The sequence below is a fragment of the Pseudoxanthomonas taiwanensis genome, assembly GCF_010093135.1.
Taxonomy (GTDB): Bacteria; Pseudomonadota; Gammaproteobacteria; order Xanthomonadales; family Xanthomonadaceae; genus Pseudoxanthomonas; species Pseudoxanthomonas taiwanensis.
The window spans coordinates 1-23,521 of record NZ_PDWK01000051.1; the positions used below are offsets into that span (position 1 = coordinate 1).

General features: G+C 73.3%; 25 protein-coding genes. 8 read left to right on the forward strand and 17 right to left on the reverse strand.

All coding sequences use genetic code 11. From position 1 onward, the window contains the following. Positions 1 to 79: 79 nt before the first annotated feature. Genes CR938_RS10175 through CR938_RS10185 form a run of 3 tightly spaced genes read right to left on the reverse strand, consistent with a single transcriptional unit; the run spans position 80 to position 1,432 of the window. Positions 80 to 265 (reverse strand): type II toxin-antitoxin system antitoxin, encoded by a 186-nt coding sequence (locus tag CR938_RS10175; RefSeq protein WP_162124928.1) that lies wholly within the window; start codon positions 263 to 265, stop codon positions 80 to 82. Between the two features lie 8 nt (positions 266 to 273). Then, positions 274 to 543, reverse strand: a complete 270-nt coding sequence (locus CR938_RS10180; protein WP_162124906.1) for a hypothetical protein — start codon at positions 541 to 543, stop codon at positions 274 to 276. Positions 544 to 553: 10 nt separating this feature from the next. After that, entirely contained in the window at positions 554 to 1,432 is an 879-nt protein-coding gene (locus tag CR938_RS10185; protein WP_162124907.1) for an SPFH domain-containing protein, read from the reverse strand. Between the two features lie 146 nt (positions 1,433 to 1,578). Here CR938_RS10185 and purT point away from each other — a divergent pair, with 146 nt between their 5' ends. Then, positions 1,579 to 2,766, forward strand: a complete 1,188-nt coding sequence (gene purT, locus CR938_RS10190; protein ID WP_162124908.1) for a formate-dependent phosphoribosylglycinamide formyltransferase — start codon at positions 1,579 to 1,581, stop codon at positions 2,764 to 2,766. A 3-nt stretch (positions 2,767 to 2,769) separates the two neighbouring features. Here the strand turns inward: purT and CR938_RS10195 are convergent, their stop codons facing one another. The 7 genes from CR938_RS10195 to CR938_RS10225 are packed head-to-tail and all read right to left on the reverse strand — an operon-like array spanning position 2,770 to position 7,748. Further along, the gene (locus CR938_RS10195) at positions 2,770 to 3,423 is read right to left on the reverse strand and encodes a hypothetical protein (protein WP_162124909.1); all 654 of its coding nucleotides are present in this window, start codon (positions 3,421 to 3,423) and stop codon (positions 2,770 to 2,772) included. Then, positions 3,420 to 4,040: a hypothetical protein gene (locus tag CR938_RS10200; protein ID WP_162124910.1), complete on the reverse strand. Its 621-nt coding sequence runs from the start codon at positions 4,038 to 4,040 to the stop codon at positions 3,420 to 3,422. The genes CR938_RS10195 and CR938_RS10200 overlap by 4 nt, the downstream gene beginning before the upstream one ends. A gap of 1 nt (position 4,041) precedes the next feature. Beyond that, positions 4,042 to 4,794: a phosphate/phosphite/phosphonate ABC transporter substrate-binding protein gene (locus CR938_RS10205; RefSeq protein ID WP_162124911.1), complete on the reverse strand. Its 753-nt coding sequence runs from the start codon at positions 4,792 to 4,794 to the stop codon at positions 4,042 to 4,044. Next, complete coding sequence (locus tag CR938_RS10210) at positions 4,791 to 5,294, reverse strand: PAS domain-containing protein (protein WP_162124912.1); 504 nt, start codon at positions 5,292 to 5,294, stop codon at positions 4,791 to 4,793. The genes CR938_RS10205 and CR938_RS10210 overlap by 4 nt, the downstream gene beginning before the upstream one ends. Positions 5,295 to 5,304: 10 nt before the next feature. Then, positions 5,305 to 5,694, reverse strand: coding sequence for a roadblock/LC7 domain-containing protein (locus CR938_RS10215; protein ID WP_162124913.1), 390 nt, complete (start codon positions 5,692 to 5,694; stop codon positions 5,305 to 5,307). A gap of 45 nt (positions 5,695 to 5,739) precedes the next feature. Beyond that, positions 5,740 to 6,969, reverse strand: coding sequence for an endonuclease/exonuclease/phosphatase family protein (locus tag CR938_RS10220; protein ID WP_162124914.1), 1,230 nt, complete (start codon positions 6,967 to 6,969; stop codon positions 5,740 to 5,742). Positions 6,970 to 7,010: 41 nt separating this feature from the next. Beyond that, positions 7,011 to 7,748: an arginyltransferase gene (locus CR938_RS10225; protein ID WP_162124915.1), complete on the reverse strand. Its 738-nt coding sequence runs from the start codon at positions 7,746 to 7,748 to the stop codon at positions 7,011 to 7,013. Positions 7,749 to 7,912: 164 nt separating this feature from the next. Between CR938_RS10225 and CR938_RS10230 the strand changes: the two genes are divergently transcribed. Then, positions 7,913 to 8,458 carry an EF-hand domain-containing protein gene (locus CR938_RS10230; protein ID WP_246191038.1) on the forward strand — a complete coding sequence of 182 codons (546 nt, stop codon included), beginning with the start codon at positions 7,913 to 7,915 and terminating at the stop codon, positions 8,456 to 8,458. A 42-nt stretch (positions 8,459 to 8,500) separates the two neighbouring features. Here the strand turns inward: CR938_RS10230 and CR938_RS10235 are convergent, their stop codons facing one another. The 3 genes from CR938_RS10235 to CR938_RS10245 all read right to left on the reverse strand — a co-directional run bounded on the left by CR938_RS10235 (position 8,501) and on the right by CR938_RS10245 (position 10,752). Continuing rightward, a complete protein-coding gene (locus CR938_RS10235) occupies positions 8,501 to 9,013 on the reverse strand; it encodes a hypothetical protein (RefSeq protein WP_162124916.1) in 513 nt (170 codons plus the stop codon). A 4-nt stretch (positions 9,014 to 9,017) separates the two neighbouring features. Continuing rightward, positions 9,018 to 9,926 (reverse strand): acyl-CoA thioesterase II, encoded by a 909-nt coding sequence (gene tesB, locus CR938_RS10240; RefSeq protein WP_162124917.1) that lies wholly within the window; start codon positions 9,924 to 9,926, stop codon positions 9,018 to 9,020. Positions 9,927 to 10,185: 259 nt separating this feature from the next. After that, entirely contained in the window at positions 10,186 to 10,752 is a 567-nt protein-coding gene (locus CR938_RS10245) for an N-acetylmuramoyl-L-alanine amidase (protein WP_162124918.1), read from the reverse strand. Between the two features lie 125 nt (positions 10,753 to 10,877). Between CR938_RS10245 and CR938_RS10250 the strand changes: the two genes are divergently transcribed. Both CR938_RS10250 and rlmKL read left to right on the forward strand, forming a co-directional pair. Beyond that, positions 10,878 to 11,408, forward strand: a complete 531-nt coding sequence (locus CR938_RS10250) for a hypothetical protein (RefSeq protein ID WP_162124919.1) — start codon at positions 10,878 to 10,880, stop codon at positions 11,406 to 11,408. Between the two features lie 51 nt (positions 11,409 to 11,459). Further along, positions 11,460 to 13,613, forward strand: a complete 2,154-nt coding sequence (gene rlmKL / locus CR938_RS10255) for a bifunctional 23S rRNA (guanine(2069)-N(7))-methyltransferase RlmK/23S rRNA (guanine(2445)-N(2))-methyltransferase RlmL (protein WP_162124920.1) — start codon at positions 11,460 to 11,462, stop codon at positions 13,611 to 13,613. Between the two features lie 153 nt (positions 13,614 to 13,766). Here the strand turns inward: rlmKL and CR938_RS10260 are convergent, their stop codons facing one another. The 4 genes from CR938_RS10260 to aptA all read right to left on the reverse strand — a co-directional run bounded on the left by CR938_RS10260 (position 13,767) and on the right by aptA (position 19,214). Further along, positions 13,767 to 15,047, reverse strand: a complete 1,281-nt coding sequence (locus tag CR938_RS10260) for a DUF445 domain-containing protein (RefSeq protein ID WP_425502437.1) — start codon at positions 15,045 to 15,047, stop codon at positions 13,767 to 13,769. Positions 15,048 to 15,124: 77 nt separating this feature from the next. Continuing rightward, a complete protein-coding gene (locus CR938_RS10265) occupies positions 15,125 to 16,612 on the reverse strand; it encodes a CoA-acylating methylmalonate-semialdehyde dehydrogenase (protein ID WP_162124921.1) in 1,488 nt (495 codons plus the stop codon). 74 nt (positions 16,613 to 16,686) lie between these two features. Further along, complete coding sequence (ald, locus tag CR938_RS10270; RefSeq protein WP_162124922.1) at positions 16,687 to 17,805, reverse strand: alanine dehydrogenase; 1,119 nt, start codon at positions 17,803 to 17,805, stop codon at positions 16,687 to 16,689. A gap of 32 nt (positions 17,806 to 17,837) precedes the next feature. Then, the gene (gene aptA / locus CR938_RS10275; protein WP_162124923.1) at positions 17,838 to 19,214 is read right to left on the reverse strand and encodes an omega-aminotransferase AptA; all 1,377 of its coding nucleotides are present in this window, start codon (positions 19,212 to 19,214) and stop codon (positions 17,838 to 17,840) included. A gap of 171 nt (positions 19,215 to 19,385) precedes the next feature. Between aptA and CR938_RS10280 the strand changes: the two genes are divergently transcribed. The 4 genes from CR938_RS10280 to CR938_RS10295 form a co-directional block, all read left to right on the forward strand. After that, entirely contained in the window at positions 19,386 to 19,934 is a 549-nt protein-coding gene (locus CR938_RS10280) for a cupin domain-containing protein (RefSeq protein WP_162124924.1), read from the forward strand. Positions 19,935 to 19,962: 28 nt separating this feature from the next. Continuing rightward, positions 19,963 to 21,465, forward strand: coding sequence for an aldehyde dehydrogenase (locus CR938_RS10285; RefSeq protein ID WP_162124925.1), 1,503 nt, complete (start codon positions 19,963 to 19,965; stop codon positions 21,463 to 21,465). 85 nt (positions 21,466 to 21,550) lie between these two features. Then, the gene (locus CR938_RS10290; protein WP_162124926.1) at positions 21,551 to 22,255 is read left to right on the forward strand and encodes a PAS domain-containing protein; all 705 of its coding nucleotides are present in this window, start codon (positions 21,551 to 21,553) and stop codon (positions 22,253 to 22,255) included. Next, a partial coding sequence (locus CR938_RS10295; RefSeq protein WP_162124927.1) for a sensor domain-containing diguanylate cyclase occupies positions 22,255 to 23,521 on the forward strand: 1,267 nt, incomplete at its 3' end. The genes CR938_RS10290 and CR938_RS10295, both read left to right, overlap by 1 nt.

Genomic DNA, 23,521 nt, shown 5'->3' on the forward strand with positions numbered 1-23,521 from the left:
TCCTGGAGCTGCTCCACCTTGAAGCTGCCCAGCAGGCCGGTCTTGACCTCGACCACCAGGTACCTCCACTGCTGCGTGCTCATGGCTGTTCCTCCTTCGCGTCGCCCGCGCCGGGCTGTGGCAGGCGGCCAGCCTTGCGCAGGGCATCGCGCAGCACGTACTCGATCTGGGCGTTGAGGCTGCGCAGCTCGTCGTCGGCCCAGCGCTGCATGGCGGCCAGGATCTCGGCGCTGATCCGCAGCGGATAGGCCTTCTTCTCGCCCATGGCCCTGCTCACTTCCGGTCCCGGCGCAGGTGCAGCACCATCGACGCGAACAGGGCGTTGACGGCGATGGCCATCGCCACCAGCACGCCGGCCACGTGTGCGCGGCTGCCGCCGGCCCAGTACAGACCCAGGGCACCGAGCAGGACCACCGCGCCGAGCAGGGCCCAGCGCAGGGCCATGCCGGGCGAGTGGCCGGGGCCACCGCGGGCGAACCAGGCGGCCACGCCCAGCGCGGGCAGGCCGGTGATGGCGACGATCAGGGGCACCAGCGCGTCCATCGCGGCACCGTCAGTACAGCGAGCCGGCGTTGACGATGGGCTGGGTGCCGCGGTCGCCGCACAGCACCACCAGCAGGTTGCTGACCATCTGCGCCTTGCGTTCCTCGTCCAGCCGCACCACGTCGTTCTTCTGCAGCTCGGCCAGGGCCATCTCCACCATGCCCACGGCGCCGGCCACGATGCGGGTGCGGGCGGCGATCACCGCGTTGGCCTGCTGCCGCTGCAGCATGGCCTGGGCGATCTCCGGCGCGTAGGCCAGGTGGCTGATGCGCGCCTCGATCACCTCCACGCCGGCCTTGACCAGGCGCTCGGCGATCTGGCTGCGCAGGTGCTCGGAGATCTCCTGCGGATGGCTGCGCAGGGCGACCTGGCCGTCCTCGTGCTGGTCGTAGGGGTAGCTGGAGGCCATGGCGCGCAGCGCGGCCTCGGACTGGATCTGCACGAAGCTCTCGTAGTCATCCACGTTGAACACCGCCTCGGCGGCGTCCACCACCTGCCACACGATCACCGCGGCGATCTCGATCGGGCTGCCGTCCAGGTCGTTGACCTTGAGCTTGCCGCTCTCGAAGTTGCGCACGCGCTGGCTGACCTTGCGCTTGGCGTAGAAGGGGTTGTTCCAGCGCAGGCCGGCCTCCTTGACCGTGCCCACGTACTTGCCGAACAGGCTCAGCACCGCGGCCTGGTTGGGCTGCACCGAATACAGGCCGATCAGCAGGAGCAGGGCGGCCAGGAGCAGGACGCCGGCACCGATGCCCGAGCCGGCCGCGTTCCGGCCCGCGTCCACGGCGGTGGCCGCGTTGACGACGCACCAGAGGGCGACGAACGACAGGGCGATGGCGGCAAGCAGGACGGGGATGCCGGGCAGCGAACGGATCGGGCGCTCTTTCATGGTCGGTCTCCAGTGTATGCGGCTATCTGATATCAAACTGATATCAGGTGTCAACTGCCGCCGCGGGCCCCGGCCGGGCGCCCCCGGATACGGCGGCATACCCCGGACCGTTACACTGGCCGCCCCGACAACACCTCCCGCCTCCCATGGTCCGCATCGGAACCCCGCTGTCCCCCTCCGCCACCCGTGTGCTGCTGCTCGGTTCCGGCGAGCTGGGCAAGGAGGTGGCCATCGAGCTGCAGCGGTTGGGCGTGGAGGTGGTGGCCGCCGACCGCTACACCGACGCGCCGGCCATGCAGGTCGCGCACCGCGCGCACGTGCTGGACATGCTCGACACCTTCGCCCTGCGCGCGCTGGTCGAGCAGGAGAAGCCGGACCTGGTGGTGCCGGAGATCGAGGCCATCCACACCGAGACCCTGGTGGAGCTGGAGCGCGAACAGGGGCTGCGGGTGGTCCCGACCGCGCGCGCCGCGCGCCTGACCATGGACCGCGAGGGCATCCGCCGCCTGGCCGCCGAGACCCTCGGCCTGCCGACCTCGCCGTACCGCTTCGTGGACACCCATGCCCAGTACCGCGACGCGGTGGTGGCGCTGGGCCTGCCGTGCGTGGTCAAGCCGGTGATGTCCTCCTCGGGCAAGGGCCAGAGCATCGTCCGCAGTGCGGAGGAGATCGACGCGGCGTGGGAGTACGCGCAGACCGGCGGCCGCGCCGGCGCCGGCCGCTGCATCGTCGAGGGCTTCATCGACTTCGACTACGAGATCACCCTGCTGACCGTGCGCCACGCCGGAGGCACGAGCTTCTGCGAGCCGATCGGTCACCTGCAGAAGGACGGCGACTACCGCGAGAGCTGGCAGCCGCAGCCGATGTCGCCGCGCGCGCTGGAGCGTGCCCAGGCCATCGCCCGCACCATCACCGACGACCTGGGCGGCTGGGGCGTGTTCGGCGTGGAGCTGTTCGTCAAGGGCGACGAGGTGTGGTTCTCGGAGGTGTCGCCGCGCCCGCACGACACCGGCCTGGTGACGCTGGTCTCGCAGGAGCTGAGCGAGTTCGCCCTGCACGCGCGCGCCATCCTCGGCCTGCCGGTCCCGGTCATCCGCCAGAACGGCCCCTCGGCTTCGTGCGCGCTGCTGGCGCGCGGCCACGGCGTGCCGGAGTTCTCCAACCTGGAGGAGGCGCTGCGCGCGCCGGACACGGCCCTGCGCCTGTTCGGCAAGCCGCGCGTGGAGGGGCAGCGCCGGGTCGGCGTCACCCTGGCGCGCGGGGCGGACGTGGAGCAGGCGCGCGCCACGGCGCGCCAGGCCGCGGCGGCGATCGGTATCGGGCTGCGGGCCTGAGCCTTACAGCGGCGCGGCGAAGCGCGCGCCGGCCAGGCGGATGCTCCACACCAGCTCGATCATGGCCAGGTTGTTGAGCAGCGGCTCGCCGGCCAGCACCAGCCAGTAGCCGGTGCCGTCCACCCAGAACGGCACGAACGACCAGTCCGGCAGCAGCATGTCCGGGTCGCTGTGGAAGGCCACGCGCTGCGCGCCCTCCCAGCCGCGCCGGGCCTGGCGCTGGGCGAAGGCGGAGTAGTCCGCGGCCGCGGCGGCCAGGGTCTCGGCCAGCTCCTGGGTCAGGCCGGACTGGCCCAGGCAGAAGCCGCTGTCGGAGGCCAGCACCGCGCGGCGCTCGCCGGACAGTGGCGCGATCACGTGCTGGGCGAAGTCGGCCAGGCGCACGTCCGGCGCCGGCACCGGGCGGCGCAGCAGCTGCACCCACTGCCGCTCGCGCAGCTGCTGCAGCATGCGGCCGGCGCGGTCGTGCTCCTGGCGCCATTGCGCCAGCTCCATCGCCTCGTGCCCGGCCAGCAGCGCCTGCACCGCGCGCTGCATCGGGTTGGGCTCGGGCGCGGAGAAGCCGTGCAGGGCGCCACGCGGGGTGGGCAGCAGCCAGTAGGCGACGGCATCGTTGACGGCGTCGAAGCCGGCGGTGTCGACCAGGTCCAGGCTCATGGCGAAGGTTGGCGAAGGGTGGAGGCGTTGGTGCGCACGCCGTCGGCGGCGTGCTGTTCCAGCCAGGCGGCGACCTGTTCCCAGCGGTCGCCGACAGCGATCTCGTGGCGGCGCAGGTCGCGGCTGGCGAGCATGAAGGCCAGCTTGTCCTGGCACGACACGCAGTGGTCGAGGAAGTCGTGCTCGATGCGCGAGGCCTGCAGCGGATCGCCCTCCAGCAGCGCTTCCACCACCTGCCGCGCCAGGCGCCGCGAGTGGTCCGGGCTGGCGCGGCGCACCCGTGCCGGCACATTGGCCGAGGGCTGGGCGAACACGCTCCAGCGCGTGGCCAGCGGCGTGATGGCCGGCAGGGTGCCGTTGGCGTGGCGGGCGAACGCCTCGGCCACGTAGGTGTGCAGGCGCGGCGTGGCCAGGTGCAGCGCTGCCTGGCGCAGCGCGGTCTCGGTCCTGGGCAGGGCGACGAACAGGTCGGCCAGCGCGCCCTGCACCGGCTCCATGTCGCCCAGATGCATGGCGGCCTGCACCCGGGCCAGGTGCGCGGCCCCGTCGTGGGGCGCGCGGGCCACGGCGCAGGTGCGTTCGCGGAAGGCGCGGCGGGCTTGCAGGTGGGCGTCCATGTCAGTCCAGCAGGGTGTCCATGAGGTCGATCATGAACTCGGCGTCCTCGACCTCCATCTTCTCGAAGCCGCCGGGCAGGCCCAGGGCCTGCAGCACCTCGGCGTCGGCCGGACTGGCCGGGTCCACGGCCAGCAGCGCCTCCTCCAGCGGGCGCACCGCCTGGTCCACGCGCGGGTGGGCCAGCAGCACGTGGCTGATGTCGCGCAGCCTGCTCTCCACCAGCACCTTCAGCCGCTCGCGGGTGATCCGCGCCAGCGAGTGGAAGGCCGAGGCCAGGAAGAAGCCGGCATCCACCTGGCCACCGAGGGTCATGCGCGCGGCGGCCTGGTAGCTGCTGGCCGGCGCCCACTGGATGTCCTGCTCGGTCAGGTCCGCCGGCTCCAGCAGGCGCAGGCCGATCAGGCGCACGTCGAAGTTGTTGGTCACCGCGATGCGGCAGCCCGGGCGCAGGTCCTCCACGCGCTGCAGCGGCGAGTCCGCGGCGGTGGCGATCACCATCTCGTTGGAGTGGCCGGCCGGGCGCGCCAGGGCGCGGTAGCCTTCGCCGCGGATCAGGTTGGTCGCGTCGAACGGGTTGGAATAGACCAGGTCGGCGCGGCCCTCGGCCAGCATCTGCGCCTGCTCCCGGGCGTCGGCCGGCATCAGCAGGTGCAGGCGCAGGCCGGAGCGCTGCTGCAGCAGCGTGCTGAGCATGTACCAGCCGGGGAAGTTCTCGGGGGCGAAGTCGGGGGCGACCAGCAGGTTCAGGGTCATGCCGTGGCCTCCGCCAGTTCCTTCTCCAGCATCTGGCGGTACACCGGCACCAGCTCCTCGATGCGCTGGCGCGAGGGCTTGCGCCGCACCGAGGTGTAGCCGACCACCTGGCCGTTGCGCACGTTCGGCAGCGCGGTGGCGTAGACCCAGTAGTGCTTGCCGTCCTTGCGCAGGTTCTTGACGTAGCCGTGCCACTTGCGCCCGGCCTTGATCGTCTCCCACAGGTCGGCGAAGGCCGCGCGCGGCATGTCGGGGTGGCGCAGGATGCTGTGCGGCGCCCCGATCAGCTCCTCGCGGCTGTAGCCGCTGATCTCGACGAAGGCTTCGTTGGCGTGGGTGATCACGCCGTCCAGGTCGGTGCGCGAGACGATCAGCCGCCCGTCCGGGAACGGGACTTCCTCGTCGGTCCAGTACACGACGCGGCGCTGGCCGTCGTGGCAGGTGTGGATGGTCTGACGGTGCGGCCCCGGCGGCGGGGTCATGTCCGGCAGGCGGCTCATCGAGGCTCCTTCAGAGGGTGCGGCCCAGCACCTGGGCAGCGCGCTTGATGTCCAGGAAGGCCAGGCCGAGCTTGACCTCGGCGCGGGTGAGGATGGTCAGCACCGCCTCCTCGCCGGCGGCGGTCATGATCACGTAGCCGTGCTCGCCCTGCACCAGCACGCGCTCCAGGCGGCCGCGGCCGAGCTCGCGCGCGGTGCGCTCGCCCAGCGACAGCAGCGCGGCGGACATGGCGCCGATGCGGTCCTCGTCCATGCCGTGCGGCATGACCGCGTCGATCATCAGGCCGTCGATCGAGATCAGCGCCGCGGCTTCGATGTCGGCGCTGGAATTCTTCAGGTCCTCCAGCGTCTGGCGGATCTGGACGGCCCGTTGGCTCTGGGAAAGGGGGATGGCGTTCATGCGTCCATGTAAGCACGCACCCCGCCACCCCCGTTTTGATCAGGATCAATCCCCGGCCGGGGGCTCCCCGGGGCCCAGGTCCACCCACACCAGGCGGTGGTCCGAGCCCTGGACGATGGCCGCCTCCGGCGCGCCGGCGGCGGGCCAGTACACGCCGCTGCCGCGGACCTGGAAGCCGGTGGAGGGGATCACGTAGTCCAGGCGCATGGCGCCCGAGCGCGGGCCGAAGTCGCCGGTCACGTGCTCCGGGGGACCGCGCCGCTGCAGACCCTTCCCGGCATAGGCGTGGAAGGCCTCGGCGCCGCCGGCCGAAGCGGGCGGGTCCATGCGCGCCACCCGCGGGGGGCCGAGCAGGCGCAGGATGGCCTCGTGGCGGCCGTCGCCGTCCACCGGGTCGTTGTTGAGATCGCCGGCGATCACGAAGCGGGCGTCGGCCGGCAGGCCGCCGCAGCGGCCCTGGTCGTCGCACAGCCAGGGCTTGTCGCCGGGGGTGATGTACTCCTCCCACAGGCGGATCTCGTCGGCGTTGCGCGCGCCGTTGCGGTCCTCCGGGCCGTCGAACACCGGCGGGGTGGGGTGCGAGACCAGGAAGTGCACGGTGCCCAGCGGGGTTCGCACCGGCACGTCCCAGTGCGACTTGGACGACAGCCGCAGCTGTTCCCAGACCGCGTCCTCGTGCCAGGGCTGGCCGGTGGCCGGGTCGACCGGGCGGCGGGCGCCGGGCAGGGCGGCCCACCGCAGCAGGCGGAAGCTGCGCAGCCGCGCCGTGTCGATCGGATGGCGGGAGAGCACCAGCATGCCGTACTGGCCCGGGTGCAGTCCGTAGCCCCAGGCGTCGTTGCCGCGGTCGCGACCCTCGCCGCCGACCACGCCGTTGCGGTCCAGGTCCAGGCCGGAGGGTTCGCCGGTGTTGACCGGGCCCAGGTAGCGGTAGGGGTAGTGCAGCGGCTCGCCGCCGCCGGGCTGGGCCTGCTCCAGGTAGCGGCGCTGGAACAGGTCGGCGGCACGGCCCTCGGGGTCGTAGTCGAACTCGTTGAGCAGGACCAGGTCCGGGCGCACCTTCTGCAGCACCGCGGCGATCCGGCGCGCGTCCCCGTCGCCGGCCTCGAGGCGGCGGACCAGGCCGCCGGCCTTGTCGCTGTAGAGCGAGGTGTTGTAGGTGGCCACCCGCAGGGTGGGGCCGGCCTCCGGCGCGGCGGGGGCCGGCCCGGTGGCGCAGGCGGGCAGCAGGGTCAGGGTGGCCACGAGGGCGATCAGGCGGGGAATGGCGTGCATCCGGTGGATTCTGGCACGCCGGCGCGCCGCCGTGCCCGCCCTCATTCCACGAACGGGCGCCAGCGGCGGCCGTCGAAGGCCTCCAGTGGGCGGAAGCGGCGCTTGTAGTCCATCTTGGCGTGGCCGTCGATCCAGTAGCCCAGGTACAGGTGCTGAAGTCCCTCGCGGCGGGCCCACTGCACCTGGTGCAGGATCGCCAGCGTGCCCAGGCCGCGCGCCGGCAGGTCCGGCCCGTAGAAGGTGTACACGGCCGACAGCGCGTGCGGCCCGCGGTCGGTCACCGCCACCGCCAGCAGGCGGCCGGGGCCGTCCGCGCCGCCCGGGGCGCGCAGCTCCAGGAAGCGGGTCTCCGACCAGCCGCCGACCAGGAACTGGTCGAACTCCACGGTACCGTGGTCGTCCATGCCGCCGTCGCGGTGGCGCGCGGCCAGGTAGCGCCGGTACAGGGCGAAGGGCTCGGCGGTGCGCCGCGCCGGCACGATCCGGGCCTCCACCTGCGCGTTGCGGGCCAGGCAGCGGCGCGGGCTGCGGTCGGGCCGGAACCGCGCCACCGGGATGCGCCCCGGCACGCAGGCGCGGCAGCCGGGGCAGGTGGGCCGGTAGACCAGGCCGCCGGAGCGGCGGAAGCCCCTTTCCAGCGCCTGCGGGTAGGCCGCGGCCAGGCGCGGATCGCGCGGGTCCAGGACCAGGTCGCGGGCGTTGCGGTCGGGCCAGTAGCCGCATTCGTGGCCCGCGGTCTGGTACAGGCGCAGGTCGTCGGTGCTGGAGTCGTTGCCCATGGACGGTGCGCGGCGGGGCGGACGGGGCCAGCATAGCGCCGCCGGTCCGCACGCGCTGCGACGCCGGCTGGCAGCTGAACGGCGCCGGCGCCCGGTCAACCCCGGGGCAGGGAGGGCGTTGATGCGGATGTGGCCAGCAAGTCCACGATCCCCGGAGCAAAACCGTGAAGAAGACCCCTACCCTGATCGCTGCCGCACTGATGGCCGTCGTGAGTGGCACCGTCCTGGCGCAGGCGCAGGGCGGCAAGCCCGCGCTGGACGCCAACAAGGATGGCGTGATCGACCGCCAGGAGGCCGCCGCGTTCCCGCGCCTGGCCGAGCGCTTCGACCAGCTGGACCGCAACAAGGACGGCAAGCTGGACCGTGACGAGATGCCGCGTCCGCCGCGCCATGCCCGGCACGGCCACCGTGGCCCGCACGGCTTCGGCCCGATGGCCCCGTTCGCGGGCGCCGACAAGGATGGCGACGGCCGTGTCAGCAGGGCCGAGGCCCTGGCCGCCGCCACCGCGCGCTTCGAGCGCATGGACGTGAACAAGGACGGCTTCATCGACGAGGCCGACCGCAAGGCCATGCGCGAGCAGTGGCGCGAGGCCTGGTTCAAGAAGGTGGATACCGACGGCGACGGCAAGCTGAGCCGCGAGGAGCTGGATGCGGCCAAGGCCCGCCACGGGCACGGTCCCATGCGGGAGCATGCCCCGGCCGCGAAGTAACCGTTGACCGCGGAAGCGGCCCGCCGCCCGGCGGGCCGCGTTTCAGCCGGCAGGCGGGGGAGTGATGCGCACGCGTACTGCTTCCTCGTCCTCGCCGGCGTTTCCGTCCTCGGCCGGTGCCGCGGGCGCGGCCGCCGGGACCGGGGCGGGTACGGGCGCGGGTGGCGGGCGGCGCAGCCAGATGAACATCGCCACCGCCGCGATCACCCCCAGCAGGGCGATGCGCAGGCGCCAGCCCCAGCGCGAGCCGGTGGGCCGCTGTTCCGTGCCGGGCACGCCGGCGGCGAACAGCGGCAGCCCCTGGCCCCCGCGGGTGGTGCTCAGCAGCCCGGCCTGGCGCAGCAGCTCGCGCGCGCGCGGCTGGTCCTCCGGCCGGCGCACCCACACCGCCGGCTGCTTGTTGGCCGGCAGCGGCTCGGCGTAGCTGAACTGGCCGCTGCGGCGGCTGTGGTAGGAGCGCGGGTTGCTGATGTGCACGGCGATGCCGGCCTCCTCCAGCATCCGGGCCACGCCTTCCACGGTTTCCAGACGCTGGCTGGTGAAGACCTGGCGCATGGCTTCAGTCCTGTGCGGGCACGGCGCGGGCGGCGGCGCGGTCGGCCACCACGCGGATCAGGCCTTCCTGCGCGGTGCTGGCCACCAGCCGGCCCTGGCGGTCGAAGATCTGGCCGCGCGCCAGGCCGCGCGAGGACTGGCTGCTGGGGCTGTCGAGCGAGTACAGCAGCCACTCGTCCACCCGGAACGGGCGGTGGAACCACAGCGCGTGGTCCAGCGAGGCCATCTGCACGTTGGGCATGTAGTAGCTGATCCCGTGCGGGAAGGTGGCCGTGCCCAGCAGGTGGAAGTCCGAGGCGTAGGCCAGCAGCGCCTGGTGCAGCTCCGGCGCGTCGCCCACCGGCTCGCGCAGGCGGAACCACACCTGCTGGTAGGGGGGGCGCTTGGGCGGGTTGAGCTCGTCGCGCGGGTACACGTGGCGGAACTCGAACGGACCGCCGCGCGAGAGCCAGCGCTGCACCTTGGTCGGCAGGGTGGCCATCACCTCCGGCGAGACCGGCGGCGCCGGCTCGATGTCCTCCGGCTGCGGCACCTCCGGCATCTTCAGCTGGTGCTCGGCGCCGGGCTCCTCGTCCTGGAACGAGGCCGCGCAGAAGAAGATCACCTTGCCGTGCTGGATGGCGGTGACCCGGCGCACCGAGAAGCTGCCGCCGTCGCGGGTGCGGTCAACGTCGTAGACGATCGGGTGCTCGATGTCGCCGGCACGCAGGAAATAGGCATGCAGCGAGTGCACACGGCGGCCGTTGTCCAGCGTGGCCTGCGCCGCCGACAGCGCCTGGCCCAGCACCTGCCCGCCGAACACGTAGCGGGTGCCGATGTCGCGGCTCTGGCCACGGAACAGGTTGTCCTCCAGCCGCTCCAGGGCGAGCAGCTCGATCAGTTCGGAAACGACGGGGCCAAAGGCGGGGGGCACGGCAGAGGCACCGGATTGGGGGAAGGCCGCGGATTATACCGGCGCCCTCCTGATCGTCCCTGTACCGCACATGCCGCCGCCCCTGCCTCCGCCACGTGTCCGGGCCATTGGCGGGAGCCGCGTCGGCGGCGACCCGGCCGGCGCATCCGGAGCCCGACCGCCACGCATGCTGATGCGACCTGATGCGACCGCCCACCATCCGGCGCAGGCGCCGCCGGCGCGATCGGCTCCCGCCGTCGCGTCGCCGCCTGCGCGGCTCCTACAGGGGCAGGCGCCGCAGGGGGACTTCCGCCAGCACCCGCTCCCACGGGAACAGCGGGCCGGGATCGCGCTTGCGCGGCACGAGCAGCGCCGGGTCGTCCGTGGCCGGCACCTGTTCGCGGTCCAGGTCCTCGTGGCCGGCGATGAAGCGCAGGGCCGGCAGCGTGGCGGCCAGCGCCCGCAGCAACGCCACCAGTGCCCGGACCTGCGCCTCCGGGTAGGGCTCGTCCATGGCCTGGTGGCGCGAGTCCAGCCAGTGCGGCCAGCGTCCGCGGTTGACCAGCTCGATGCCCACCGCGCGCGGATTGTGGCCGCGCACGTGGTGGGCGATGCGGTCCTCGGGCACGTAGCGCACCACGCTGCCGTCGCGGTCGATGTAGTAGTGGCCGCTGTTGCCGGTGCCGCTTGGATAGAGCACCCGTTCGCCGTACTCGCGCGCGGTGGCCAGGTCCGGCAGTTCGGTGCAGTGGACCACCACCAGGTCCACCTGTGCCAGCGGCCGCGGCTCCAGCCGCTCCACGTAGGGCAGGGGCGCGTCGGTCGCGTGCGGCGGCAGGGTCGGCATGGCCGGGATGCTAGCATTCGCCCCATGCGAACGGACCCGGACAGCGCACTGGCGCGCACCACGGCGGCCTTCCCGCGCTCGCGCCGGACGGCCTGCACCAGCAGCACCACCGCGGTGGAGGCAGCGTGAGCCGCGGCCACTGCATCCTCTCCCACGGTTTCGAGAGCGGCCCGGACGCGACCAAGGTCACCGCCCTGGCCGAGGTCGCCGAGCGCCTGGGCTTCACCAGCGAGCGGCCGGACTACACCGACCTGGACGCGCGCCTGGAGGTGAGCCGGGTGGGCGACGTGCCCGCGCGCCTGCAGCGCCTGCTGGACATCGCCGGCCGCGCGGCCGCGCGCGGCGGCCCGGTGGTGCTGGCCGGCTCCAGCCTGGGGGCCTACATCTCCGCCATCGCCTCGCTGCACGTGCCCACCCGCGCGCTGTTCCTGATGGTGCCGCCCACCCGCATGGGCGCCATGCCGGCGCTGGATGCCGCGCCGGTGCCCACCTCGGTGGTGCACGCCTGGCACGACGAGCTGATTCCCGCCGACGAGGTCATCGCCTGGGCCAGGGCACGCTCGGCGCGGCTGCTGCTGCTGGACGACACCCACCGCCTGGCCGCGCACGTGGACACCACCGCGCGCGCCTTCGCCGAACTGCTGCAGTCACTCTGATCCGCCGGCCCAGCCGGCCGCACCGTACCGTCCAACGAGCCCGTGCCGACCATGAAGTTCTTCGTCTCCTGCGCCAAGGGCCTGGAATACCTGCTGGCGGACGAGCTGCAGGCGCTGGGCGCCACCCGCGCCACCGCCGCCCTGGCCGGCGCCAACGCCGAGGGCGGCCTGGCCGAGGCGCAGCGTGCGGTGCTGTGGTCGCGCCTGGCCAGCCGCGTGCTGTGGCCCCTGGCCGAGTTCGACTGTCCGGACGAGGGCGCGCTGTACGAGGGCGCCGCTGACGTGCCCTGGCACGAGCACCTGGCCGCCGGGCATACCCTGGCGGTGGACGCGCACGTGTCCGGCAGCGCCATCACCCATGCGCGCTACGCCGCGCAGCGGGTCAAGGACGCGGTGGTGGACGCCTTCCGCGCGCGTGGTATGGAGCGCCCGTCCGTGGACGTGGAGCGGCCGGACCTGCGCCTGAACCTGGTGCTGCGCAAGGGCCGGGCGGTGCTGTCGGTGGACCTGGGCGGCGGGCCGCTGCACCGGCGCGGCTGGCGCGCCACCCGCCACGAGGCGCCGCTGAAGGAGAACCTGGCCGCCGGAGTGCTGCTGCGCGGCGGCTGGCCGGCGCTGTACGCCGAAGGCGGCGCGCTGCTGGATCCGATGTGCGGCAGCGGCACCCTGCTGATCGAAGGCGCGCTGATGGCCGCCGACGTGGCCCCGGGCCTGCAGCGCGAACAGCTGGTACGGGACGGGATGCCGGTGCCGACCCGCTGGACCGGCTTCGACCTGGAGGCATGGCGCCGCCTGCTGGAGGAGGCACGCGCGCGCGCCGCCGCCGGCCTGGCCGCGTTGCGCCCGGTGTTCCATGGCAGCGACCTGGACGCGCAGGCCATCGCCGCCGCACGGCAGAACGCGCAGGCGGCCGGCGTGGCCGCGGCCATCCGCTTCGAGGCGCGCGACATCGACGCCCTGGCCCCGCCGCAGGAGGCGCGCGGCCTGGTGGCCTGCAACCCGCCCTACGACCGCCGCCTGGCCGCCGACGGCGCGCTGTACCGGCGCCTGGGCCAGGCGCTGCAGCGGGCGGTGCCGCAGTGGCGGGCCAGCCTGCTGTGCGGCGACGCCGGACTGGCCCAGGCCACCGGCCTGCGCGCGGCGAAGAAGTACCAGGTGTTCAACGGCGCGCTGGAGTGCGCGCTGATCGTGTGCGACCCGGTGCAGCCGGCACCGCGCGTGGAGGCGGAGGCGCGGCCGCTGACCGAGGGCGCGCGCATGGTCGCCAACCGCCTGCAGCGCAACCTGCGCCGGCTCAGGAGCTGGCGCAGCAGCGAGCAGGTCACCTGCTTCCGCGCCTACGACGCCGATCTGCCCGAGTACGCCGCGGCCATCGACGTGTACACCGAGGACGAAGGCGTGGGGCGCACCTTCCTGCACGTGCAGGAGTACGCGCCGCCGCCGGAGATCCCGGAGGCCGACGTGCGCCGCCGCCGCCAGGAGCTGCTGGCCGCCGCGCGCGAGGTGTTCGGCGTGCCCCACGGGCAGGTGGCGGTCAAGCGCCGCGAACGCGGCAAGGGCGGCAGCAAGTACGGCCGCTTCGACCAGCGCGGCGAGCGCCTGGTGGTGCGCGAGAACGGCGCGCGCCTGTGGGTGAACCTGTTCGACTACCTGGACACCGGCCTGTTCCTCGACCACCGCCCGCTGCGCCGGCAGATGGCCAGGGAAGCACGCGGCAAGCGCTTCCTCAACCTGTTCTGCTACACCGGCGTGGCCAGCGTGCAGGCGGCCGTGGCCGGTGCCGTGGCCACCACCAGCGTGGACCTGTCGGCCACCTACCTGCAGTGGTGCGCGGACAACCTGGCGCTCAACGGTCTGGGCGGGTCCGCGCACCGCCTGGTGCAGGCCGACGCCATGGCCTGGCTGGAGGCCGAGCGCGGCCTGTACGACGTGGTCTTCTGCGACCCGCCCACCTTCTCCAACTCCGCGCGCGCGGACGACTTCGACGTGCAGCGCGAGCACGTGCGCCTGCTGCGCGCGGCGGTGGCGCGGCTGGCCCCGGGCGGGGTGCTGTACTTCTCCAACAACTTCCGCCGCTTCCGCCTGAACACCGAGGCGGTGGCGCAGTTCGCCGAGTGTGTGGAGATCAGCGAGCGCACCATCCCGCCGGACTTCGAGCGCAATCCGCGCATCCACCGCGCCTGGCGCCTGACCCGCAAGCCGTAGCCGCCGCCTGCCGCATGGGCGCGGCGACCCGGCCGGCGCGTCCGGCGCGCGCGTTCGACCGCCACGTGGAAGGGGGCGAGCCGGACCGCCCGGCGCGGGGGCATCCGCGGCGACCGGGAGTCCCGTTGCGCAGCCGCACACACGGCGCGAGGGTCACCAGGGCAGCAGGGTGATGGCCGCGTGCAGCAGCACGCCGATCAGGCCGCCGACCAGGGTGCCGTTGAAGCGGATGTACTGCAGGTCGCGGCCCACGCTCAGCTCCAGCTGCCGCACCAGGTGGCGCTCGTCCCAGCCCTTGACGGTCTGGGCGATGTGCTCGGTCACGCCGCCGCGCAGGCGGCCGGCCAGCTTCTCCGCGCCGGCCAGCACGTGCTGGTTGATCGCCGTGCGCAGCTCCGGGTCGCGGCCCAGCGCCTGGCCCAGCCCGGCCAGGGTCTGCTCCAGGTGGCGGGCGATGGCACTGTCCCCGCGCTCCAGATCGCGGCGCAGGGCGGCGTGGATCTGGTCCCACAGCCCCTGCACGTACGCCTGCACGCTGGGATGGTCGATCAGCTGCTGCTTGATCCGGTCCACCTGCGTGGCCAGCGCCGGATCGCTGCGCAGGCGCGCCATGTAGTCCTGCAGCCAGCGTTCGTAGTCGCGGCGCAGCGGGTGCTCCGGCTGCGACAGGATCTCGTTGAGCTCGGCCAGCAGGGCGTGGGCGATGCGCTCGGCCAGGCTGTCGGCGATGCCTTCCACCGGCTTGACCCAGTCCACCGTGCCGACCAGACGCGGCCATTCGCGCCGGGCGTGCTTGACCAGCAGGGCCGAGGCGCGCCGCTTGACCGCATCGTCGTCCAGCCAGCGCGCCAGCCGGCGCAGGGCCTCGTCCAGCAGCTCCTGGTGGCGGCCGTCGGCGGTCAGCAGGTCCAGCACCTCGCCGGCGGTGGCCGCCGCGTCCCAGGCGCGCAGCCGCCCCACCACGAAGCGCTGGATGCCCTCGCGCACCGCGCGCTCGTCGAGCATGTCCAGCGCCTGCACCATCCAGCCCCGCGCCGCCTGCGCCAGGCGTGCGGCCTGCTCCGGACGCGCCAGCCACTGGCCCAGGCGCGCGGCCGGGTCGAACACCTCCAGCTTGGCCAGCAGCGCCTGCGGCTCGAGGAAGTGGTCGCGCACGAACACCGCCAGGCTGTCGCCGATGCGCGCCTTGCCGCGCGGGATGATGGCCGTGTGGGGGAAGGGCAGGCCCAGCGGATGGCGGAACAGCGCCACCACCGCGAACCAGTCGGCCAGGGCGCCGACCGTGGCCGCCTCGCAGAACGCCGAGACCCAGGCCCAGATCCCAGCGTTGCCCATGGCATGGGCCAGGACGAAGCCGGCCACCATGGCCAGCAGCATGCCCAGGGCGATGGCCTTCATGCGGCGCAGCTGGGCCGGGCGTGGATCGTCGGTCATGCGGCAGGGTGTGGCGGGGCGGGGGTGCGCAGTCTAGCGGCAGCCGCGTCCACGCCGCATGGCGGCGGCCGGGGCCGTCAGCGCATCGTCGGCATGGCGAACTCGGCCGCGCCGGCGCCTTCCGGCCAGCGTGCGGTCATGGTCTTGAGCCGGGTGAAGAAGCGCACCCCGTCCGGCCCGTGCATGTGCAGCGGCCCGAACAGCGAGCGCTTCCAGCCGCCGAAGCAGTGGAAGGCCATCGGCACCGGGATCGGCACGTTGATGCCGACCATGCCGGCCTGCACACGTCGGGAGAACTCGCGCGCGGCGCCGCCGCTGCGGGTGAACACCGCCGCGCCGTTGCCGTACGCGTGCGCGTCCACCAGCGCCAGCGCCGACTCGAAGTCCTCCACCCGCACCACGCACAGCACCGGGCCGAAGATCTCCTCGCGCCACAGCGCCATCTCCGGGGTGACGTGGTCGAACAGGCTGGCGCCGAGGAAGAAGCCCTCGCCCTGCGTGCGCGGATGGGTGCGGCCGTCCACCACCAGACGCGCGCCCTCGGCCACGCCGCGGTCGATGCAGGCACGCACGCGCGCGCGGTGCGCCGCGTCCACCAGCGGGCCCATGTCCGGGTCCTCGAGGCCCGGGCCGATGCGCAGCGCCCGCACCTTCGGCGCCAGCGCCTCCACCAGGGCGTCGGCGGTGGCCTGGCCCACGCACACGGCCACCGAGATGGCCATGCAGCGCTCGCCGGCCGAGCCGTAGCCGGCCCCGAGCAGGGCGTCGGCGGCCACGCCGATGTCCGCGTCGGGCAGGACCACCGCGTGGTTCTTGGCCCCGCCCAGGGCCTGTACGCGTTTGCCGGCCTGGCTGCCGCGCTCGTATACGTGGCGCGCCACCGCAGTGGAGCCGACGAAGCTGACCGCCTGCACGCGCGGCTCGTCGAGCAGTGCGTCCACCGCCTCGCGGCCGCCGTGGACCACGTTGAACGCGCCCTCCGGCAGGCCGGCCTCGCGCAGCAGCCCGGCCAGGCGCAGCGCCGCCGAGGGCACCTTCTCCGAGGGCTTGAGCACGAAGGTGTTGCCGCAGGCCAGGGCCACCGGCGCCATCCACAGCGGGACCATGGCCGGGAAGTTGAACGGGGTGATGCCGGCCACCACGCCCAGCGGTGCGCGCTCGCTCCAGCTGTCCACGCCGCGCCCGACCTCGGCCGAGTACTCGCCCTTGAGCAGGTGCGGGATGCCGCAGGCGAACTCCACCACCTCCAGGCCGCGGGTGACCTCGCCGCGCGCGTCGGACAGGGTCTTGCCGTGCTCGGCCACGATGGTGCGCGCCAGGGCATCGGCGTCGCGCTCGATCAGCCCGCGCAGGCGGAACAGCACCCGGGCGCGCTGCAGCGGCGTGGTCGCCGCCCAGCCGGGGAAGGCCGCCGCGGCCGCGTCCACCGCCGCGGCCACCTCGGCCGCGCCGCCCAGCGGCACCTGCGCGGCCACCTGGCCGGTGGCCGGGTCGAACACGTCGCCATGCGGACCGGTGCCGGGGACCTCGCGGCCGCCGATGTGGTGGTGGAGCTGCACTGCCATGTCGCGGTTCCTGGTGGGCAGGGGTGGCGGCACGCCGGCGCGCGCCGGCGGCCGGGCGGATGCGTCGGCCCGGGCTAGAGGCCCAGCGCCTCGGTGGCCGGCGTGTACGGCAGGCCCAGGGCGTCGGCCACGGCACGATGGGTCAGGCGCCCGTCATGCACGTTGAGGCCGTTGCGCAGGTGCACATCGTCGTGCAGGGCCTGCACCACGCCCTTGTCGGCCAGGGCGATGGCGTGGGGCAGGGTGGCGTTGGCCAGGGCGAAGGTGGAGGTGCGCGCCACCGCGCCGGGCATGTTGGCCACGCAGTAGTGGATGATGCCGTCCACCTCGAAGGTGGGGTCCTGGTGCGTGGTCGGACGGCTGGTCTCGAAGCAGCCCCCCTGGTCGATGGCCACGTCCACCAGCACCGCGCCGGGGCGCATCAGCTTCAGCTGCTCGCGGGTGACCAGCTTGGGCGCTGCGGCGCCGGGCACCAGCACCGCGCCGATCACCAGGTCGGTGTCCGGCAGGTGCGCCTGGATCGCGTCCTGCGTGGCGTACAGCGTGGTCAGGCGGTCACCGTAAAGCTCGTCGATGTGGCGCAGCCGTTCCAGCGAGCGGTCCAGCACGGTCACCCGCGCGCCCATGCCCATGGCGACCCGCGCCGCGTTCAGGCCCACCGTGCCGCCGCCGAGCACCAGCACCTGCGCCGGGGCCACGCCCGGCACTCCGCCCAGCAGCACGCCGGCGCCGCCCTGTGCCTTCTCCAGCGCGTGCGCGCCGGCCTGGATGGACATGCGCCCGGCCACCTCGCTCATCGGCGCCAGCAGCGGCAGCCCGCCGCGGTCGTCGGTGACCGTCTCGTAGGCGATGGCGGTGCAGCCGGATGCCAGCAGCGCCCTGGCCTGCTCCGGATCGGGTGCCAGGTGCAGGTAGGCGAACAGCACCTGGCCGGGACGCAGCATGGCGCACTCGGCCGGCTGCGGCTCCTTGACCTTGATGATCATGGCCGCGCGCGCGTAGACCTCCTCGGCGGTGTCCACGATCCGCGCGCCGGCGACCTCGTAGGCCTCGTCGCCCACGCCGATGCCGGCCCCGGCCCCGCGCTGCACCAGCACCTGGTGGCCGCGCGCGGACAGCTCGCGTGCACCCGCCGGGGTGAGGCCGACCCGGTACTCGTGGTTCTTGATCTCCTTCGGTACCCCGATGAGCATGACCCCTCCGGATTGGTGGCGTGGCGGGCGGCCTACTGGATCGTGGCCAGTACCTCGCCCAGCATCGAGAAGATGTCGTCGATGTGCGTGCGCTCGACGATCAGCGGCGGCGACAGCGCCACCGTGTCGCCGGTGACGCGCACCAGCAGGCCGCGGCGGAAGGCGCGTTCCAGCACCTCGTAGCCGCGCGCGCCGGGCGCGCCCGGCCGCGGCGCCAGCTCCACCGCGCCGATCAGGCCGTAGTTGCGGATGTCGATGATGTGCGGGCAGGCGCCGCGCAGGGCGTGCAGGCCCTCCTGCCAGTACTCCTCCAGCTCCAGGGCGCGGGTGAACAGCCCTTCCTCCTCGTAGGTGTCCAGCGCCGCCAGCGCTGCCGCGCACGCCAGCGGATGGCCGGTGTAGGTGTAGCCGTGGAACAGGTCGATGGCGCCTTCCGGGCCCTGCATGAAGGCCTCGTGGATGCGCTCGGAGACGAACACCGCACCCATCGGCACGCAGCCGGAGGTCAGGCCCTTGGCGGTGGTCATCATGTCCGGCACCACGCCCAGGCGCTGCGCGGCGAACGGCGCGCCGACCCGGCCGAAGCCGGTGATCACCTCGTCGAAGATCAGCAGGATGCCGTACCTGTCGCAGATCTCGCGGATGCGCTGCAGGTAGCCCGGCGGCGGCAGGATCACCCCGGCCGAGCCGGAGATCGGCTCGATGATCACCGCGGCGATGGTGGAGGGGTCGTGCAGCTGCACGATCCGCTCCAGGTCCTCGGCCAGCTCCACGCCGTGCGGCGGCAGGCCGCGCGAGAAGGCGTTGCGCGCGATGTCCAGGGTGTGGCGCAGATGGTCCACGGCCGGCAGGCCCGGGCCGAACCACTTGCGGTTGTTGGGCAGGCCGCCGACCGACATGCCGCCGAAGCCGACGCCGTGGTAGGCCTTCTCGCGGCCGATCAGGCGCACGCGCTGGCCCTCGCCGCGCATGCGGTGCCAGGCCAGGGCGATCTTCAGCGCCGTGTCCACCGACTCCGAACCGGAGTTGGTGAAGAACACGTGGTCCAGCGGCCGCGGGGCGATGGCCTTCAGCCGCTGCGCCAGCACGAACGGCAGCGGCGAGCCCATCTGGAAGTGGGGGGCGAAGTCCAGGGTGGCGCCCTGCCGCGACACCGCCTCGACGATGCGCGGCCGGGCGTGGCCGGCGTTGCAGCACCACAGGCCGGCGGTGCCGTCCAGGATCGGGCGACCCTCCACGTCGCGGTAGTACATGCCCTCGGCCGAGGCCAGCAGCCGCGGCGAGGCGCGGAACTGGCGGTTGGCGGTGAACGGCATCCAGAAGGCGTCCAGCGAGACCGGTGCGCTCAGGTTCAGGCCTGCGTACTGCCCGGCCAGGGCGGAGAGGGAAGCGTCGTCGTTGCGGTTCATGCAGACCTCCGACGGGCGGGCCGGGCCGGCGGCCCGGGCGGGTTGGCGCCGGGCGCCGTTCGATAAATTCAACGCCCGGGCCGAGTCTACGGCAAAAATTGACCGTTGCGGGGTCCGATGTAAAGTATCCCGCAACACATCCGCAATGGCCGGTGGAGCACGACGGACGGAATGGACATCGGCGCGCGCCTGCAACGGGTACGCACGGCCCGCGGCCTGAGCCAGCGCGAGCTGGCCCGGCGCGTGGGCGTCACCAACAGCACCATCTCCCTGATCGAGCAGAACAAGGTCAGTCCCTCGGTGGCCTCCCTGAAGAAGGTGCTCGACGGCATCCCGATCTCCCTGGCCGAGTTCTTCACCATGGACCTGGATCCGGGGCCGCCGGAGCAGCCGTTCTACCGTGCCGGGGAGCTGCCCGACGTGGGCAACGGCGGCATCCACTACTACCTGGTGGGGCAGCACCGTCCGCAGCGGCAGATGTGCATCCTGCGCGAGGTGATGCCGCCGGGCAGCGACACCGGCCAGACCATGCTGGTGCACGAAGGCGAGGAGGGCGGCGTGGTCATCTCCGGCTGGGTCGAGGTCACCGTCGGCGGCCAGGTGCGCGTGCTCGGGCCCGGCGACGCCTACTATTTCGAGAGCCGCCTGCCGCACCGCTTCCGCAACGTCGGCGACGAGGATGCGGTGATCGTCAGCGCCAACACGCCGCCCACGTTCTGATTCCCACGCACCCGCCGCAGGAGGTCCCATGTCCGCACCCCGCACCCGCGCCGACTGGCAGGCCATGGCCGACCGCCTGCAGATCCGGACCCGAGCCTTCATCGACGGCCGCTACGTGGACGCGGCCGACGGCGGCACCTTCGAGTGCGTCAGCCCGATCGACGGGCGCGTGCTGGGGCAGGTGGCCGCCTGCGGCGCCGAGGACGTGGAGCGGGCGGTGCGCGCGGCCCGGCGCAGCTTCGAGGCCGGCACCTGGTCACGGGCGCGGCCGGTGCACCGCAAGAAGACCCTGCAGAAGCTGGCCGCGCTGATCGAGCGGCACGCCGACGAGCTGGCCCTGCTGGAAACCCTGGACATGGGCAAGCCGATCGACGACGCGCGCAAGGTGGATCTGGCCGCCACCGTACGCTGCTTCGGCTGGACCGCCGAGGCCATCGACAAGGTCTACGGCGAGATCGCGCCCACCGGCCTGGACGAGCTGGGCCTGGTCACGCGCGAGCCGCTGGGCGTGGTCGGCGCCATCGTGCCGTGGAACTTCCCGCTGCTGATGGCGGCGTGGAAGGTCGCCCCGGCCCTGGCCACCGGTAACTCGGTGGTGCTCAAGCCCTCGGAAAAGTCGCCGCTGAGCGCCCTCCGTCTGGCCGAGCTGGTGGCCGAGGCCGGCATCCCGGAGGGCGTGTTCAACGTGCTGCCGGGCACCGGCCAGGCCGCCGGCGAGCCGCTGGCCCGCCACATGGACGTCGACGGCCTGGTGTTCACCGGCTCGACCGCGGTGGGCAAGCACCTGCTGCGCTGCGCCGGCGAGTCGAACATGAAGCGGGTCTACCTGGAATGCGGCGGCAAGAGCCCGAACATCGTCTTCGCCAACGCCCCGGACCTGGACCGCGCCGCCGAGGCCGCGGCGGTGGGCATCTTCTACAACCAGGGCGAGGTCTGCACCGCCGCCTCGCGCCTGCTGGTGGAGCGCCCGATCAGGGACGAGTTCGTCGCCCGCGTGGTCGAGGCCGGCCGCAGGATGCAGCCGCGCCACCCGCTGGAGCCGGGCGCGCCGATGGGGGCGCTGGTGGACGAGGGCCAGACCCGGCGCGTGCTGGATTACATCGCCAGGGGCCAGGCCGAGGGCGCGCGGCTGGCCCTGGGCGGCAACCGCATCGCCCCGGTGGAGGGCGGCTGCTACGTGGAGCCGACCGTGTTCGACGGGGTGCGGCCGGAGCACACCATCGCCCGCGAGGAGATCTTCGGCCCGGTGCTGGCGGTGATCCCGTTCGACGACGAGGCCGAGGCGGGGCGCATCGCCAACGACACCGTCTACGGCCTGGCCGCCGGGGTGTGGACCGCCAACCTGGCCCGCGCCCACCGCGTGGCCCGCGCCCTGCGCGCCGGCAGCGGCTGGGTCAACTACTGGGACGGCGGCGACATGACCGCCCCCTTCGGCGGCTACAAGCAGTCCGGCAACGGCCGCGACAAGTCCCTGCACGCCTTCGACAAGTACACCGAAATCAAGGCCACCTGGATCAACCTGGCGGGTTAGACTGGACGCCTCTTCCGCCAAGGAGGGGACGGGGATGGGCGGGGTGTCCCGCTCTTCCGTTTGCGACCAGCCTGGAGTCTTCCACATGCCCCCCTCCTCCGCAGGCCGTTCCGAAAGCGCCGCGCAGCTGGAACCCTGGGTGGCCTTCGACCGGGCCATGGCACTGGCGGAGTTCGCGCCCGACGGGCGGCTGGTCTTCGCCAACGACCGCTTCCGGGAACTGCTGGGCCTGGCCCCGGAGCTCGTCGGCACGCTGCGGCACGCGCAGCTGTGTCCGCCGGATGCGGCGGAGGATCCGGCCGGCGAGGCCATGTGGCGCTCGCTGCGCGCGGGGCGCGGGTTTTCCGGCGTGGTCGAGCGCGTGCGCATGGACGGCAGCCGCTGCCGGCTGGAAATGCTGTACGCCCCCGTGCAGGACGGGCAGGGACAGCTGGCGCACATCGTGGTGGTGGCCACCGAGGTCGCGCACGCCCGGCGCACGGAACTGGCCCGGGAGGGCCACCTGTGGCGCCTGTCGCTGGTGGCCGACGCCACCGACGCGGCCATCGTGATCACCGATGCGCATTCGGGGGTGGTCTACAGCAACGAGGGCTTCCGCCGCATGTTCGGCTGGACCGTGCCGGAGATGCGGGGCAGGAAGATGCTGGAGCTGATCGCGCCGCAGACCCCGGTGGAACTGTTCGAACGCGTACGCGGCGACCTGCGCGAGGGGCGCCCGGCGGAGATGGAGGAGGTGGTGACCGGCAAGGGGGGCGGCGCTACTGGGCCAGGATTCTCTGCAACCCGGTGATGGACGCGCAGGGGCAGTGGACCTACACGGTGTCGGTGCTGCTGGACATCACCAGGGCCAAGATCCACGAAGTGCTGCACCACCGCGCCCTGCAGGCGATGTCGCACGACCTGCCCCTGATGCGGGTGCTGGAGGTGGTGTGCGAGGAGGTCGAGCGCCTGGCGCCGGAGGTGTGCGCCTCCATCCTGCAGGTGGACGAGCAGGGGCCGCTGCATCCCCTGGCCGGCCCCAGTCTGCCGTTCAGCTACTCCTCGCAGCTGGACGGCGTGGCGATCGGGCCGCGGGTCGGCTCGTGCGGCACCGCCGCCTGGCGCAAGAGCCCGGTGCTGGTGACCGACATCGCCACCGATCCGCTGTGGGAGGGCTTCAGCCACCTGATCCTGCCGCTGGGCTTCAACGTCTGCTGGCCCACGCCCATCCTGCAGAAGGATGGCAAGGTGCTGGGGACGTTCGCCTTCTACTACCGGCAGAACAGCCCCCTGGTGGCCTCCAGCTTCCACCAGCAGCTGGTGCAGGCGTGCACCGACCTGTGCGCGCTGGCCATGGAGCGCGAGCAGGCGCGCCAGCGCATCCGGCAGCTGGCGTTCTACGATGCGCTGACCGGCCTGCCCAACCGCAGCATGCTGGAGACCCAGGTGGTGCAGCTGCTGGGTGCGGCGCAGGAGACCGGCCAGCGCGTGGCCGTCCTCTACGTGGACCTGGACCGCTTCAAGCACCTCAACGATTCCCTGGGCCACGCCGCCGGCGATGCGCTGCTGCGGGAGGTGGGCGCGCGCATCAAGGAGCTGGTCCGCCAGGGCGGCGTGGCCGGACGCCTGCCGGGGGACGAGTTCATCGTGGCCCTGCCGCTGCGTGCCGGGGAACAGGTCAACGCGCTGATCGAACGCTGGCAGGCGCACCTGATGCGGCCGCTGCAGCTGTCGGATGCGCGGGTGGACATGAGCATCAGCGTGGGCGTGGCCATGTATCCGCAGGACGGCACCTCCATGGCCGGCCTGCTGCACCGGGCCGAGATGGCCCTGCACCAGGCCAAGGCCGGCGGGCCGGGGCGGGTGGGCTTCTTCAGTCCCGAGCTGTGCCGCGTCCCCCCGGAACCCCTGGCGCTGGAGACCGTCGAACGGCTGCCCCCCACGGGCGTGCGCCTGTCCCTGGACGATTTCGGCACCGGCTACTCCAGCCTGAGCTACCTGCGCCCCCCGCCCCTCCCCGCGCTCAACCCCGCCCCGAGCTTCCTTGCCGACCCGGGGCCCGCCCCCCCCCCCCGCG

What these genes read in the sequence shown, in the direction of transcription:
- CR938_RS10175 (WP_162124928.1), bottom strand. Translation starts at nt 265, where the DNA reads ATGGGCGAGAAGAAGGCCTATCCGCTGCGGATCAGCGCCGAGATCCTG.
- CR938_RS10180 (WP_162124906.1), bottom strand. Translation starts at nt 543, where the DNA reads ATGGACGCGCTGGTGCCCCTGATCGTCGCCATCACCGGCCTGCCCGCG.
- CR938_RS10185 (WP_162124907.1), bottom strand. Translation starts at nt 1,432, where the DNA reads ATGAAAGAGCGCCCGATCCGTTCGCTGCCCGGCATCCCCGTCCTGCTT.
- purT (WP_162124908.1), top strand. Translation starts at nt 1,579, where the DNA reads ATGGTCCGCATCGGAACCCCGCTGTCCCCCTCCGCCACCCGTGTGCTG.
- CR938_RS10195 (WP_162124909.1), bottom strand. Translation starts at nt 3,423, where the DNA reads ATGAGCCTGGACCTGGTCGACACCGCCGGCTTCGACGCCGTCAACGAT.
- CR938_RS10200 (WP_162124910.1), bottom strand. Translation starts at nt 4,040, where the DNA reads ATGGACGCCCACCTGCAAGCCCGCCGCGCCTTCCGCGAACGCACCTGC.
- CR938_RS10205 (WP_162124911.1), bottom strand. Translation starts at nt 4,794, where the DNA reads ATGACCCTGAACCTGCTGGTCGCCCCCGACTTCGCCCCCGAGAACTTC.
- CR938_RS10210 (WP_162124912.1), bottom strand. Translation starts at nt 5,294, where the DNA reads ATGAGCCGCCTGCCGGACATGACCCCGCCGCCGGGGCCGCACCGTCAG.
- CR938_RS10215 (WP_162124913.1), bottom strand. Translation starts at nt 5,694, where the DNA reads ATGAACGCCATCCCCCTTTCCCAGAGCCAACGGGCCGTCCAGATCCGC.
- CR938_RS10220 (WP_162124914.1), bottom strand. Translation starts at nt 6,969, where the DNA reads ATGCACGCCATTCCCCGCCTGATCGCCCTCGTGGCCACCCTGACCCTG.
- CR938_RS10225 (WP_162124915.1), bottom strand. Translation starts at nt 7,748, where the DNA reads ATGGGCAACGACTCCAGCACCGACGACCTGCGCCTGTACCAGACCGCG.
- CR938_RS10235 (WP_162124916.1), bottom strand. Translation starts at nt 9,013, where the DNA reads ATGCGCCAGGTCTTCACCAGCCAGCGTCTGGAAACCGTGGAAGGCGTG.
- CR938_RS10245 (WP_162124918.1), bottom strand. Translation starts at nt 10,752, where the DNA reads ATGCCGACCCTGCCGCCGCACGCGACCGACGCGCCCCTGCCCTACGTG.
- rlmKL (WP_162124920.1), top strand. Translation starts at nt 11,460, where the DNA reads ATGAAGTTCTTCGTCTCCTGCGCCAAGGGCCTGGAATACCTGCTGGCG.
- CR938_RS10260 (WP_425502437.1), bottom strand. Translation starts at nt 15,047, where the DNA reads ATGACCGACGATCCACGCCCGGCCCAGCTGCGCCGCATGAAGGCCATC.
- CR938_RS10265 (WP_162124921.1), bottom strand. Translation starts at nt 16,612, where the DNA reads ATGGCAGTGCAGCTCCACCACCACATCGGCGGCCGCGAGGTCCCCGGC.
- ald (WP_162124922.1), bottom strand. Translation starts at nt 17,805, where the DNA reads ATGCTCATCGGGGTACCGAAGGAGATCAAGAACCACGAGTACCGGGTC.
- aptA (WP_162124923.1), bottom strand. Translation starts at nt 19,214, where the DNA reads ATGAACCGCAACGACGACGCTTCCCTCTCCGCCCTGGCCGGGCAGTAC.
- CR938_RS10280 (WP_162124924.1), top strand. Translation starts at nt 19,386, where the DNA reads ATGGACATCGGCGCGCGCCTGCAACGGGTACGCACGGCCCGCGGCCTG.
- CR938_RS10285 (WP_162124925.1), top strand. Translation starts at nt 19,963, where the DNA reads ATGTCCGCACCCCGCACCCGCGCCGACTGGCAGGCCATGGCCGACCGC.
- CR938_RS10290 (WP_162124926.1), top strand. Translation starts at nt 21,551, where the DNA reads ATGCCCCCCTCCTCCGCAGGCCGTTCCGAAAGCGCCGCGCAGCTGGAA.